This is a genomic window from Vibrio sonorensis (assembly GCF_001854765.1).
GTDB classification, from domain to species: domain Bacteria; phylum Pseudomonadota; class Gammaproteobacteria; order Enterobacterales; family Vibrionaceae; genus Vibrio; species Vibrio sonorensis.
The window spans coordinates 268,095-280,431 of sequence record NZ_LJJE01000092.1; the positions used below are offsets into that span (position 1 = coordinate 268,095).

The 12,337-nt window shown below is 44.2% G+C and carries 15 protein-coding genes and 1 pseudogene; 12 read left to right on the forward strand and 4 right to left on the reverse strand.

Going from position 1 to position 12,337, the window contains the following annotated elements; translation table 11 throughout:
• The first annotated feature begins 145 nt into the window (after positions 1-145).
• From BLO31_RS24095 to BLO31_RS17065, 3 genes are all read left to right on the forward strand, one after another.
• Positions 146-283 carry a hypothetical protein gene (locus BLO31_RS24095; RefSeq protein ID WP_217495133.1) on the forward strand — a complete coding sequence of 46 codons (138 nt, stop codon included), beginning with the start codon at positions 146-148 and terminating at the stop codon, positions 281-283.
• Positions 280-1,071 (forward strand): nickel ABC transporter permease subunit NikB, encoded by a 792-nt coding sequence (gene nikB, locus BLO31_RS17060; RefSeq protein ID WP_217495134.1) that lies wholly within the window; start codon positions 280-282, stop codon positions 1,069-1,071. The genes BLO31_RS24095 and nikB overlap by 4 nt, the downstream gene beginning before the upstream one ends.
• A gap of 194 nt (positions 1,072-1,265) precedes the next feature.
• The gene (locus tag BLO31_RS17065; protein ID WP_175443244.1) at positions 1,266-1,643 is read left to right on the forward strand and encodes a GNAT family N-acetyltransferase; all 378 of its coding nucleotides are present in this window, start codon (positions 1,266-1,268) and stop codon (positions 1,641-1,643) included.
• Positions 1,644-1,692: 49 nt separating this feature from the next.
• Here the strand turns inward: BLO31_RS17065 and trpB are convergent, their stop codons facing one another.
• Positions 1,693-2,916, reverse strand: a complete 1,224-nt coding sequence (gene trpB, locus BLO31_RS17070; RefSeq protein ID WP_070969459.1) for a tryptophan synthase subunit beta — start codon at positions 2,914-2,916, stop codon at positions 1,693-1,695.
• A gap of 202 nt (positions 2,917-3,118) precedes the next feature.
• On the opposite strand from trpB, the gene cbiB reads away from it, so the two are divergent.
• The 9 genes from cbiB (at position 3,119) to BLO31_RS17110 (ending at position 10,046) form a co-directional block, all read left to right on the forward strand.
• Entirely contained in the window at positions 3,119-4,072 is a 954-nt protein-coding gene (cbiB, locus tag BLO31_RS17075) for an adenosylcobinamide-phosphate synthase CbiB (protein WP_070969462.1), read from the forward strand.
• A complete protein-coding gene (locus tag BLO31_RS23915) occupies positions 4,072-4,326 on the forward strand; it encodes a hypothetical protein (RefSeq protein ID WP_175443245.1) in 255 nt (84 codons plus the stop codon). The genes cbiB and BLO31_RS23915 overlap by 1 nt, the downstream gene beginning before the upstream one ends.
• Positions 4,308-5,102 (forward strand): aminotransferase class I/II-fold pyridoxal phosphate-dependent enzyme, encoded by a 795-nt coding sequence (locus BLO31_RS17080; protein WP_175443246.1) that lies wholly within the window; start codon positions 4,308-4,310, stop codon positions 5,100-5,102. Before BLO31_RS23915 ends, BLO31_RS17080 begins: the two co-directional genes overlap by 19 nt.
• Positions 5,095-5,691, forward strand: a complete 597-nt coding sequence (locus BLO31_RS17085) for a histidine phosphatase family protein (RefSeq protein ID WP_070969465.1) — start codon at positions 5,095-5,097, stop codon at positions 5,689-5,691. Before BLO31_RS17080 ends, BLO31_RS17085 begins: the two co-directional genes overlap by 8 nt.
• Before the next feature lie 229 nt (positions 5,692-5,920).
• Positions 5,921-7,294 carry a cysteine--tRNA ligase gene (gene cysS / locus BLO31_RS17090; protein ID WP_070969468.1) on the forward strand — a complete coding sequence of 458 codons (1,374 nt, stop codon included), beginning with the start codon at positions 5,921-5,923 and terminating at the stop codon, positions 7,292-7,294.
• Between the two features lie 115 nt (positions 7,295-7,409).
• A complete protein-coding gene (fos, locus tag BLO31_RS17095; protein WP_070969471.1) occupies positions 7,410-7,808 on the forward strand; it encodes a fosfomycin resistance glutathione transferase in 399 nt (132 codons plus the stop codon).
• An 84-nt stretch (positions 7,809-7,892) separates the two neighbouring features.
• The gene (locus BLO31_RS17100) at positions 7,893-8,456 is read left to right on the forward strand and encodes an RBBP9/YdeN family alpha/beta hydrolase (RefSeq protein WP_084659895.1); all 564 of its coding nucleotides are present in this window, start codon (positions 7,893-7,895) and stop codon (positions 8,454-8,456) included.
• Complete coding sequence (locus BLO31_RS17105; protein WP_070969474.1) at positions 8,456-8,848, forward strand: ribosome recycling factor family protein; 393 nt, start codon at positions 8,456-8,458, stop codon at positions 8,846-8,848. The genes BLO31_RS17100 and BLO31_RS17105 overlap by 1 nt, the downstream gene beginning before the upstream one ends.
• A gap of 184 nt (positions 8,849-9,032) precedes the next feature.
• Positions 9,033-10,046: an AraC family transcriptional regulator gene (locus tag BLO31_RS17110; RefSeq protein WP_139159040.1), complete on the forward strand. Its 1,014-nt coding sequence runs from the start codon at positions 9,033-9,035 to the stop codon at positions 10,044-10,046.
• Here the strand turns inward: BLO31_RS17110 and BLO31_RS17115 are convergent.
• The 3 genes and pseudogenes from BLO31_RS17115 to BLO31_RS17125 form a co-directional block, all read right to left on the reverse strand.
• Positions 10,043-11,241: pseudogene (locus BLO31_RS17115) on the reverse strand (MFS transporter). The gene BLO31_RS17110 and the pseudogene BLO31_RS17115 sit on opposite strands and share 4 nt — an antisense overlap.
• A complete protein-coding gene (locus BLO31_RS23920) occupies positions 11,238-11,384 on the reverse strand; it encodes a hypothetical protein (RefSeq protein WP_175443247.1) in 147 nt (48 codons plus the stop codon). The pseudogene BLO31_RS17115 and the gene BLO31_RS23920 overlap by 4 nt, the downstream one beginning before the upstream one ends.
• A gap of 53 nt (positions 11,385-11,437) precedes the next feature.
• Positions 11,438-12,196: an NAD-dependent epimerase/dehydratase family protein gene (locus BLO31_RS17125; protein WP_070969485.1), complete on the reverse strand. Its 759-nt coding sequence runs from the start codon at positions 12,194-12,196 to the stop codon at positions 11,438-11,440.
• Positions 12,197-12,337: the final 141 nt, after the last annotated feature.

Below are 12,337 nucleotides of genomic sequence, written 5' to 3' on the forward strand. Positions count from 1 at the left end.
TGTAATGGGCACGGGGTATCTGATTTTGGGCTTAAAAAACAAGCGTTGGTGAATCGACTTAATGTTGTTCGAAATACCGTAGATTGGGTTACCACGAGTCGTTACCTTTGTTTGCGATTGTTTGCTTGCAGCAAGGTTAACTCATATGCGTAGTTATATTATCAAGCGTTTGTTGATGCTTCCTCCATTGGTTTTTGCTGTTTCTCTGTTTATCTTTTTCTTTTTGAGGTTTAGTGGTACTGAACCTGCGTTAGCTTACTTGCGCGCAGCAACATTCCTTTGACTACCGACTCCATTGCGATGGCCGAGCGTCATCTTGGTCTGGATAAACCCGTATGGGAGCAATATACCCATTGGCTAACCAGTGCTTTCCAGTTGGATTTTGGTCAGTCTTACATGACAGGACGTCCTGTTTGGGAAGATGTTTTGCACTTTTTACCAGCAACCTTAAAGTTATCCGCATTCGCATTGATTATTACCGTAGCACTATCGGTACCGTTAGCTGTATGGGCTGCTCGCTATCGGGATAAATGGCCTGATTTCACCATTCGAGGATTGGCTTTTATTGGTGTGTCTATTCCTAATTTTTGGCTGGCTTTTATTCTTGTTTTTCTCTTTGCGGTGCAGCTCAGTTGGCTCCCTGCGATGGGGTATGGCGGGCTAAGCCATATGCTCCTACCCGGCTTTGCTATCGCGTTTATGTCTTTGTGTATTAATGCTCGTTTACTGCGCGCGAGCATGTTGGAAATACAAGGGCAGCGATATGTGCGATATGCTCGTATTCGCGGGATCCCAGAAAAAAGGGTCGAACGAAGTCATATTCTGAGAAACAGCTTATTACCCGTGGTGACAGCGGTAGGTATGCACATTGGTGAGCTAATTGGTGGCGCGTTGGTTGTGGAAAACATTTTTGCTTGGCCGGGAATTGGTCGATATGTTTTAAGTGCCATCAGTTACAACGACTATCCAGTGATTCAGTGCTTTACCCTGATGATGACCGTGATTTTTATCTTGTGTAACCTGTTTATTGACATTGTTTATGCATGGCTAGACCCAAGAATTCGTGTTTAATCAATATGTTGGCTTGACTGTCTGTTTAGATACAGGCTTAATCTTTAAAACAACTTTAAATAGATTTGGGAGATTAAGTTGAATTTTGCACAATCATTTTCGCATCTCGGCTTACAGTTTGACCCCATTTGTGCACCCGATGGTGTTCACTTATACAAGGCAGTAAGCACCCTGATTTCCCCAAACAGCTACCATTGGGAAAGTTGGCTAGTGAGCAGGATGCGATTCAGTGGTGTAGCGATCGAGCAGACGATTGGAAACGTGGTCAGGGTTTTGTTTGGCTATGTCGAAACCCTGATCAGCAGGTCGTTGGGCAAGTGTCGTTGATTCCTCAAACTGAGCATAGCGCTGTGGCATATTGGATAGATCCGCAACTTTGGGGAAAGGGAATCGCCACTCAAATGTGTAACGCTTTAATAAACCACCTGATTGAGTCGGGCTTTAAAGGCAAATTATGGGCTGGTGTACACCATTGGAATGGTAGGAGTGCCGCGGTTTTAAGCAAGTTGGGTTTTGAACAAAAACCAGCTTGTAAAGACTCGGATATTCTAGAGTTTGAAAAGGCAATGTAGGCAAATAAGATAGAAAAAGCCGCCAGTTGAATGACGGCTTAAGTTCTATTTAAAGCAAGGATTCGATGCCGTAATCAGCGCCATAATTTTCAACGACAAAATCAATGTCTTTGTCACCGCGACCAGAAAGGTTGATAAGAACATTTCCTTTTAAACCCTGCTTAGCAAGTTTTAATGCATAGGCCACCGCGTGGGACGATTCGATAGCAGGAATAATCCCTTCTTCCCGAGATAGTTCGAAGAAGGCATCAATGGCTTCTTTATCAGTGACGGTACCGTAGCTCACTCTACCCGCGTCTTTTAGGTAACTGTGTTGTGGTCCAACGGATGGGTAGTCCAAACCACTGGCAACCGAGTACACTTCTTGAGGTTCGCCTTGCTCGTCTTTTAGCATGTAAGACTTAAACCCATGCATGACGCCAGGCTCTCCAAGTGTCAAGGTGGCAGCGTGCTCTCCTGCTTCTTCAAGTGTTCGACCTGCGGGTTCTACTCCGTGAATAGCAACGTCTTTATCTTCCAAGAATGCGCTGAACAAACCCATAGCATTCGACCCGCCTCCCACACACGCGACTAGGTTATGAGGGAGTTCGCCTGTCATCTCTTTAAACTGAACACGAGCTTCGTTGCCAATAATTGATTGAAAATCTCGTACCATTTTAGGGAAAGGGTGAGGGCCAACGACGGAGCCGATAGCGTAAAGTTGTGTGTGAGGATCTTTTAGGTAAGCCTCAAATGCGGCGTCTACTGCTTCTTTTAATGTTTTGCGTCCGTGTGTCGCTGGAATGACGTTCGCCCCTAAAATTCGCATGCGCACGACATTTGGGTGTTCTTTTGCAATGTCGACTTCACCCATGTAAATATCACACTCTAAGCCAACCAGTGCAGCAGCGGTAGCAAGTGCAACGCCATGTTGACCAGCGCCGGTTTCTGCGATCAATTTAGTTTTTCCCATTTTCTTGGCAAGTATGGCTTCGCCCAAGCAATGGTTAATCTTATGTGCACCCGTATGGTTGAGATCTTCGCGCTTTAGATAGATGTCGACGCCATATTTTTTGGAAAGGTTTTCAGCGTGAAAGATGGGGCTAGGGCGGCCTACAAAGTGCTTGTACAAACGAGCAAGTTCAGTTTTGAATTCTAGATCCTGGCTGCACTCTTCATAGGCAGCATTAATCTCTTTCATTATCTTTTCTAGCTCAGGCGGGATAAAGCTGCCGCCATATTCACCAAAGTAACCATCGCTATTTGGCATTGGGTGTTGGAACGAGTTTTTCATTATTTACATCCTAGTCAATGAGCTTAACTGCCCATTTATACCTAAAACCCTATTTGCTTTGTGTGATCAGGAGCTTAAACAAGAGTATTTGTTTTCGTGAACTAGTTTGTTAGTACGGAATTTTAGACGTTAGCGGGTATTCCAATTATTCGCTAGCACCACTATCCTAGGCGTCTATTGCTAGGGAAGACAGTAAACAACGATGGACAATCTAAATTCTGAACTGCTAATTGGATCCGTCGCGATAATAGCGGCTCTTTGGCTCGATCGCTTGCTAGGAGAACCAAGTAAGTATCATCCACTGATTGGATTTGGTCAGCTTGCCAACACACTAGAAAAAGTACTTCGCGGTTGTAAGAGTTTGAACGAAAAGTCTCAAGGTGTTCTCGCTTGGCTACTGGCTGTTGTTCCTTTGACATTTGCGACATTTGTTATTGTCGAGGTTGCACTTCAGGTCTCTCCGCTATTGGCATTTCTGATCAATTGCATTGTTTTGTATCTCTCCATTGGCGGACGCAGCTTAATAGAACATGCGGACAACATTTATCGTCCTCTGTCACAAGGAGACCTAGATAACGCTCGTGTTGCCGTGTCAATGATCGTAAGTCGAAATACCGAAACGATGAATGAGAAAGAGATAACCTCTTCGGCGATAGAATCTGTGCTGGAAAATGGCAATGATGCGGTTTTTGCTCCACTGTTGTGGTTCGTTCTATTAGGAGCGCCGGGCGCGGTTTTGTTTCGGTTAGCAAATACCTTGGATGCCATGTGGGGATACAAAAATCAGCGCTATTTAAAATTTGGCTATATGTCGGCCAAAGCCGATGATTTTTTAGGGTGGTTTCCGGCTCGGCTGACAGCGATTGTATACGCTTTTCAAGGGCGCTTTATGGATGGGTTAACCTGCTGGAAAAACCAAGCCCATGAATGCAGTAGTCCAAATGGTGGTGTGGTTATGACGACTGGTGCAGGGGCTCTTGGGGTTAGAATTGGTGGGCCTACCTACTACGATGGTGTCCTCAAAGATAAAAAACCAATGGGGATGGGCGAGCCAGCAAATTGGCAAGTAATACCTAAAGCAAATGCGCTAGTCTCTAAGGGGAGTTTTGGGTTGAGTTATATCTGGTTAATTACCTTGTTAGGTTGGAGTTTTTAATGGCATTGGAACACGGAGGAAAGCTTCTTCGCGCCATAGAAGAGTACGGTGGTACAGCGAAAGAGTGGGTTGATTTATCTACAGGGGTGAGTCCGTTTACCTATCCAGCACCAGAGATACCTTCAGAAATATGGAATCGCTTACCCGAGGTCAACGATGGATTGGAAAGAACGGCCCAAGCTACTATAACTCTACCATTGAACCAATCGCTGTCGCGGGATCCCAAGCGGCGATCATGCTGTTACCCAAAGTGATCACCCAAGCGCTAGGAAAGTGTGGAACCATAGCGCTACCTCGTGTTGGTTATAAAGAGCATCAACATGCGTGGCAAGAGTTTTCGGTAGACGGTGGTTCGTGGCGGTGTATCTTTTACGATGATTTCCCTACCCAATCAGATATTGATGCAAGTGATGTGGTCTTAGTAATCAATCCCAACAATCCCACTGGTGTCGATACTGCTGCAGAATCTTTGGTGAACCTACGTGACCAAATGAACCGCAAAGGAGGGTTTCTGATCCTTGATGAAGCTTTTATGGATTGCACTCCAGAACGCTCGGTTCTTAACAAGGTACAAAACCTGTCTAGTTTGGTGGTATTGCGATCCGTTGGGAAGTTCTTTGGATTAGCTGGAGTGCGAACGGGCTTTGTTTTCTCATCTCCGAATGTATTGTCGAAAATTGCCGAGTACCAAGGTCCTTGGACGGTAACTGGGCCGTCTCGCTTTGTGGTTAAAACCGCAATGCAAGATAGTGTTTGGCAAAGCCAAACAAGAGAAAAGATATTGCAAACTGGCCAGCGACTTGAACGCCTGTTAAGTGATACGTTGGCATGTCAGTTATCAGCTTCTAGTCTCTTTGTTACGGCTTATGTCGACAACGCTCCAAGGGTGCATGAGTTACTTTGCCGTGCAAAGGTGTTAACCCGCCTTTGTGATGAAGGTAATGCACTAAGGTTTGGGCTACCTGAGCATGAGTGGCAATGGCAACAGTTGGAATTGGCCTTACAACAAGTTTACGAAACCAATGAGTAGTCCGTTAAAACTTATCTTTGTTCGTCATGGACAAACACACTGGAACATTGAAAAACGGCTCCACGGTTGGCTAGATAGCGGCCTTACTTCTTCTAGTAAAAAAGAAGCGGCGTTGCTTCAATTGCCAGTCAGTTCACCTGCACAAATAATAAGTAGCGATCTCGGTAGAGCAGTAGAAACGACCAATTTAATAGCTAATGCGCGGTCGCTACCGGTACACCTTGATAAGCGGTTGAGAGAAAGGCACTTTGGCGTGTTAGACGGTGAAGTGATAGACCGAGTTCCGAATTTAGAAAAACAGTGGGAACAATATCACCAACGTTATTCTAAGCCGCTGCTTGGAGGCTCATTTGGCGAGGAATCAGAAGTCAGTTTTGAACAGCGCATTGGCAGTTTTTTGTCCGATCTATCTCAATACAACAGCCAAACTTTGATAGTCGTTTCTCACGGCGAATGGATACGAGCATGTCTGAATGTTTTACATGGCAAGCAAACTTGGGTGAGGGGTAGTGGTATCCCCTCCCACCTTTCACCTATAGAAGTCAACATTGAGCCAGACGTGCCTGTTAACTCAAACCCGATAAGATAGAAGATCGCGGTTAAATTTGTTGTGGGGTTGCTTTTTATACAGTGCTCACTTATGGTGGACGATATGAAAAGCGTTATTTTTACTCTTAACTCAACTTGTTGTTGCTGTTGTCTTCGGATCTACGGCGGCGCTAGTGTACCTGACAGTTTTTAAATAGCGCGTATACCTGAGTTTCTAGGGCCGTAGATGATGACATCTACGGCCTTTTTTCGTTTTAAAGGAAAATAAAATGACACAAGCGAGATTGCAGTTTTTTAATACACTTGGAAGAACCCTGTCTGACTTTGTATCCATAGAGGAAAACAAAGTTGGATTCTACGCTTGTGGGCCAACGGTTTACGACTATGCCCATATTGGAAATCTTCGCACATATATCCTAGTGGATACTCTAAGGCGAGTGCTTGAAATGAATGGGTACGATGTCACACATGTAATGAATATTACCGATGTGGGTCACTTGGTGTCCGACGGAGATACTGGCGAAGATAAAATGGAGAAAGGTTCGCGAAAACTCAACAAATCGGCTTGGGAAATTGCGCTCTATTTCGAAAAAGCCTTTTTCAAAGACCTTAAAAAACTCAATATTAAACACCCGACTGTTGTATGCCGAGCGACAGAACACATCCAAGAGCAAATCGAATTTATCCTTGAGTTGGAAGAGAAAGGATTCACCTATAAAACGCCTGACGGTATTTATTTTGATACTGAAAAACTGCCTGATTACGGAAAGCTCGCTCTATTAGATAAAGCGGGACTAGAAGCGGGTATTCGCGTAGCTATGGCAGAGAAAAGAAACCCAACAGACTTTGCTTTGTGGAAGTTTAGCGGCTCTACTAAGAGGCAAATGGAGTGGCCTAGTCCTTGGGGGGTGGGCTTTCCCGGTTGGCATATAGAGTGCTCAGCTATGGCGGAAAAATATTTGGGTAAGACCTTTGATATTCATTTGGGGGGCGAAGACCACATACCCGTTCACCATACCAATGAAATCGCTCAATGTGAGGCGAAGAATGGCACTATTCAAGCTAACTATTGGATGCATGGATACTTTTTACAACTCAACAAAGAGAAGATATCTAAATCCGGTGTTTCTATGCGTTTGGACAGTGTGCTGGAAAGAGGCTACAACCCTCTCGCCTACCGATATTTGACTCTGACCAGTCATTATCGCAGCCACCTAAATTTTACTTGGGAGGGGGTGAGCGGTGCTCAGACTGCGCTTCGAAGATTAAAGAAAAAGATCGCTTTGTTACCCGATGGAGGTAAGCGTGACGATGGTTTTGTTAAGCAGTTTTTTGAGCACATTAACCGAGACTTAAACATGCCGAAAGCTTTGTCGCTGGTTTGGAAACTGTTGGACAGTGACGTGGCGCCGGCGAATAAAAAAGCGACCTTATTGTGGTTCGATCAGGTATTCGGTTTGGAACTGGACAAAGAAGAGTTGGAAGAGAAAATTCCACAACATATTGTGAAGCTGGCGGACGAACGCTTGCAAATGAAGAAAGAGCGTCACTTTGCTAAAGCCGATGAGTTACGAGATAAAATCGTCGAAGCGGGTTATCAGGTACACGACTTAGGTGACAGTTTTACTTTGTCTAAGATGTAATCAATTGTCAGCAACTTTAAGCCTATCTTTGCCGATAGGCTTTTTAACATTATCTCTATATCTTGCTTTTTGATAAAATTAGCGACCAACAATCTTGGCTTAGGAAACATGGAAAGTGTTAAAAGGGATCAACCATATCACCATCGCGGTCAGCGATTTAGACGCGTCACTGCATTTCTATCAAAACGTCTTGGGAATGACAGGCCACGTTAGGTGGGCGGCTGGTGCTTATCTTACGGTAGGGGAGCAGTGGTTTTGTCTTTCTATAGATGACCCAAATCCAGCGAAGGACTATACGCACATTGCTTTTGACGTGGAGAAAGCTGACTTTTTAAAAATGAAAGAGAGGCTTGACCGTCACTCTGTTAAAGAGTGGAAAGTAAACTCCAGTGAGGGAGAATCCATTTACATTCTAGACCCTGATGGGCACAAGCTTGAAATACATGTTGGCAGTCTGCAAACACGGCTGGATCAACTCAAAGATCTACCCTACAAAGACTTACAGTGGCTTTAAAGGCTAGCGGCATTGTGGTCGTTGTACTACTGACATGGTATAACGTAATCCGAATTTGGGTATCTCAACAACTAAGGATATGAAGTGGCTACAATTATTCTCTCTCCCGGTTATACCAACGCAGGGCCAGAACACTGGATGACGTTTATTGAACGCAAATACCAGAATATTGTTCGAGTGGAACAAAAGGATTGGGAGTGTCCGAAGCGGGAAGAATGGATTGCCGGTTTGGAGCATTGTATCTCTTCTATAGAAGGAGATATTGTTCTTGTTGGTCATAGCTGTGGTGCCAATGTTATCGCTCAGTGGGCAGAAAAGCACGATAGCAGCCGAGTTAAAGCGGCGCTGCTTGTTGCCCCAGCAGATATCGACGCAGAGAAAGCCATTTCAGAAATCCAAGTGCAACGACCAATGGCGACACAAAAGCTGCCATTTAAATCCCTAATCGTGTGTAGTGACAACGATGAACATATGTCACTTTCTCGCAGTAAAGAAACGGCAGAGCAATGGGGCAGTGATATTGTTGTTAAAAAAGGCGCTAGCCATTTTCACACCGATGCTGGCTATGGTGACTGGCCAGAAGGCGAAGCAATGATTGAAAGCCTGATTGGCGAACAGTTACTGTTTCCTATTCTAGATGGTCAGTAATGTCCGAAACCCTATTTACCGTGGCTTTACCTTCATTGATACACCGAGTTGGTGGCGATAAAGCTAAAGACTTAAAAGCGATAGCTCTTCAATATCAGTGCCAAGTTAAACGGGTTCGACGTTCTCGAAATTGGACGTTAAAGGGAAAACTGATAGACATCGATAGTGTTCAGTCAGAACTAGCTAAACTCGATGCGTCGGGTTTTCGATTTGTTATCGACAAAGTCGCACCAGTACTGGAAGCGAATCGGGATCTGCTTGTACCGTTAGAAACCAAGCTCGCTCGACTTATCGCTGAGAATGACGGCATCACCTTACATCAGTTAATGGAAGAAACGGGATGTACTATCGCACAAGCAAGACAGGCACGCCTCGGTAGCGATAATTTTTAGAAACGGGTTAAACAAGAATAATGCTCAACACCGGTACTTATACATCAACCAATATCGGCACTCTATTTCTCGGAGACCATAGTTAAACGCAGAGATAGGCTTATACATCGCAATACAAGGCGACATATTTTTACTATATGAGTTGATCGCGTTACCATCGCTCTTCCCTGCGAATGATTATGATGTGAACTACAGCACCAAAATGTATTACATTTCCAATGCAACAATACAGTTCGTCAATGACTTTTTAGTAGAGGCTGGGTGCTCTCATCAACTCCATGCGAAAGTAGTTGATACGCTCAACCCCGAGGAATTTAGTGACGTCGATACGATTTGCTCTTTATATGATCACGGCGATACTTATATCGACAGTTTGGGTTTGAAGCTCGCCGAAAGAAGTTCAGAGCGATACAGTATCGCAGGGTATATTTCGCTCAACAGTGAGACTATACGAAGCGCTATTGAGAATGCGGCTCGTTACTATAAATTACTCTCTAATGTTAACCACTTAACGTTGAAAGAGGACAAAAAGGGTGCCCTTCTCATTCATGACTTTCAAACAATTGGCCGCGATATTCCTCACTCTATGATCGAAGCAAGCATTGCGACGGCATACATCATGTTGTCGCGTCTCGGTGAAGGCTTTAAAACTAGTCCAGTCGAGAGAGTGTCCTTTATTTATCCCAAACCAGATTGCTTAGAACACTATCGTAATTTCTTTAAATGCGACCTTGAGTTTGATGCGCCCTTTAACGCAATATCGCTGTATCCAGAAGTGCTAGATATCTCACTCAACAACGATACGGGAATCCATCACTTTTTGTCTCAGCACGCTGAGCAACTGCTTGGCGAACTCCCAAAAACCTCCTCTTGGATTGCTAACGTCCAACGCGTTATTAAGCAACAGTTGGAAAAAGGTGAATTCACAATTGAAGGTGTTGCCAATCGACTTGGAATGAGTGGCAAAAGTCTTCAGCGCGAACTGAACAAAAGAAACACACAATACAGAGAACAACTTGACACAGTGCGCAAGCAACTGGCTAAGGAATATCTCAGCCAGAAGATGTCTCTTATAGAAGTGACGTTTTTGCTCGGGTACTCTGAACAAAGTGCATTTAACCGTGCATTCAAAAAATGGTTTGGTTGTACACCTCGTCTGTATCGAGAAAGGAAAACTGAAGTTTTCAACAAAAACTAGTTTTGTAGTATTTGCACTGTTTCTTGAGAACGATGGCTCTGCTTAAAGCGAAAGAGTAAGAAAAGCACCAATGATGTAAGAATGGCAATGCCTAGAGTAACACTGTGAAGGCCATAAAGTTTTCCGTTCGCTTCTTCTACGAATGGTGCACTCCAGACGCCGCCAAATGCCATCGCAATGTTAGTGACCACAATATTCATTAAAAGTACTCTGCCTCGCTTTGCTTGGTCTGAATTTTCATTGAGCAGTACTTGCACGGAAGGGTAACGCCCTGCATCGCCAGCCATAATGGCAAAGAGCAAACACGTAATAAACATTGCGGGTAACCATTCAGTAACCGCTATGCTAATCGAAAAGGCGAGTAGCAAAGAGCCCAACGCAATAGGGGCTACTCGCGCTCCTCGTCTTACAAAGAACCCAGCGGTCAAATTTCCAATGATGGCTCCACACCCACCGATAAGCATTGCAGCACCAATATCTGCTGTTGTCATTGAAAAATTGAGTGTGAGCCATGCACCCAGGTGAGGAACCAAACTATAGGTAATAGAAACGAGTAAAAACTCAATGATAAACAGCTGCCTAAGTTCTAGAACTGACCACAAAGAGAAAAACTGCTTCAATTGCTGTAAGGATGAATATCGTTGGCTGGTTGGCCTTAAATGTGGCAGTAACATGGAGATAAGTGCCAGAGATAAACTAACCAAGCCTACAAGGTTAAATACAGTTACCCAACCTAAAGTTTGAGAACCCCATGCGGCTAGCGGCACGCCAGCTGTCGACGCTAGAGGAATAGACAGCAAAATCCAAGTAATGGCTTGAGTTTGCCTTTTACCCGACCAAGCGTCACCGGCATAGGCGATAGCGTAGGCATTAGAATGCCACCAGATAGTCCTGCTACTGCTCTGCAAATCAATATACTGAAATAGCTATCGGAAGAGGCTGTGCCAAAAGCGGAAAAACTTAATGTTAGCAATAACATAATCAAAATAGTCTTTCGCCCAAATTTATCGGCATATGGGGCGAGTAATACGCCCGCGATAGCAGCGAAAATGGGATACGCGGTGATAAGTAGAGCTGACTTCTCTACTTCTAGCCCAAGCTCAATGGCGATCTGAGGGCCAATTGGTATCATCATCACGAAGTCGAGAGTAGATAACAAGACTGTAAACATCAGTGTAAATAGCGCTAGTTTCATTGTTCTCTCTCCTGATTTGACGGACGAACTTCTGAGGTGAGAGAGATGAAATAGTTGAGTGTGTTGGCAATGGCTTCATCCATTGGTGTGGAGTGATCACCAAAGGTTTCTACGTATTTTGCATGTTCAACGATAAACGGCATGTCTCTTTGATATCTAGTTTCTTGGACGGCGCGTATTGAGGGTATAACGAGGCTTAATGCTGTCTCTTTCCAACCTGATATGTTTTTGATTTTTGATTTAATACCCACTTGTTTAAATACTTCGTCAATGAAGGCTTTAGGACTGATTGGCATCGCATTGGGACATGCCAAATGCCTCCATAGGCTCGTTTGTCTTCAGCCAGGGTAATCATAGCTTGCGCGAAATCTTCGATGTAGGTAAAGCTATGGACTGAGGAAAGTGAACCTAGATAGATGGCACTTTTTCCTTCGAGAGCAGATTTAAAAACAAGTTCACCCATCAAGGCTTGATGAACCCCAGGTCCGTAAAAATCAGCCGCTCTGCATGTGACGATGTTCCAGTTCCCTTTTTTCTCAACCAATGAATGATAGGCTTCAAACCTAATTTGTCCCTTTGGCCCCAACGTTGAAGGTGAAGTGTTTTCACAAAATGTCCCAGTTTGAGGACCATACATGTAGAGATTGTCGGCGTAAACAAGAACGATATGCTTATCGCTAAGCTCTTGAGATATCCGCTCAATCATAGGTAGAAAATCCGTATCCCAGTTTTGATATGAAGGGGCGCAACACAGATAAACCTTGTCTTGGTTATTGACTAAGTTGGACAGAAAACCTTCTTCGGTGATATCACCAGTAATAGTTTGCTCAAGTGGGTAGCGTGCATTATGAGGGCTTCTACTTACACTAATAACCTCACAGCCCCTTTCAGTAAGTTTTTTAACGATATGACTGCCAACATGGCCAAATCCACCGAGAACAACGTGTTTGCTCATAACGAACCTCTTATTATCTTTAGATAGTGTGATTGAGAAGTCAGGTTACAAACAGTTGGTGAGGAAATATTGACTTTGGAAAGCGATTTTTTGACTTAAAAGGACAATCTGATGCTGGGACTGCGACGAGAAACGTACAGT

What these genes read in the sequence shown, in the direction of transcription:
- BLO31_RS17080 (WP_175443246.1), top strand. Translation starts at nt 4,308, where the DNA reads ATGCTGTTACCCAAAGTGATCACCCAAGCGCTAGGAAAGTGTGGAACC.
- BLO31_RS24095 (WP_217495133.1), top strand. Translation starts at nt 146, where the DNA reads ATGCGTAGTTATATTATCAAGCGTTTGTTGATGCTTCCTCCATTGGTT.
- cbiB (WP_070969462.1), top strand. Translation starts at nt 3,119, where the DNA reads ATGGACAATCTAAATTCTGAACTGCTAATTGGATCCGTCGCGATAATA.
- BLO31_RS17105 (WP_070969474.1), top strand. Translation starts at nt 8,456, where the DNA reads ATGTCCGAAACCCTATTTACCGTGGCTTTACCTTCATTGATACACCGA.
- trpB (WP_070969459.1), bottom strand. Translation starts at nt 2,916, where the DNA reads ATGAAAAACTCGTTCCAACACCCAATGCCAAATAGCGATGGTTACTTT.
- cysS (WP_070969468.1), top strand. Translation starts at nt 5,921, where the DNA reads ATGACACAAGCGAGATTGCAGTTTTTTAATACACTTGGAAGAACCCTG.
- BLO31_RS17085 (WP_070969465.1), top strand. Translation starts at nt 5,095, where the DNA reads ATGAGTAGTCCGTTAAAACTTATCTTTGTTCGTCATGGACAAACACAC.
- BLO31_RS23920 (WP_175443247.1), bottom strand. Translation starts at nt 11,384, where the DNA reads ATGCCGTTTATCGTTGAACATGCAAAATACGTAGAAACCTTTGGTGAT.
- BLO31_RS17125 (WP_070969485.1), bottom strand. Translation starts at nt 12,196, where the DNA reads ATGAGCAAACACGTTGTTCTCGGTGGATTTGGCCATGTTGGCAGTCAT.
- BLO31_RS23915 (WP_175443245.1), top strand. Translation starts at nt 4,072, where the DNA reads ATGGCATTGGAACACGGAGGAAAGCTTCTTCGCGCCATAGAAGAGTAC.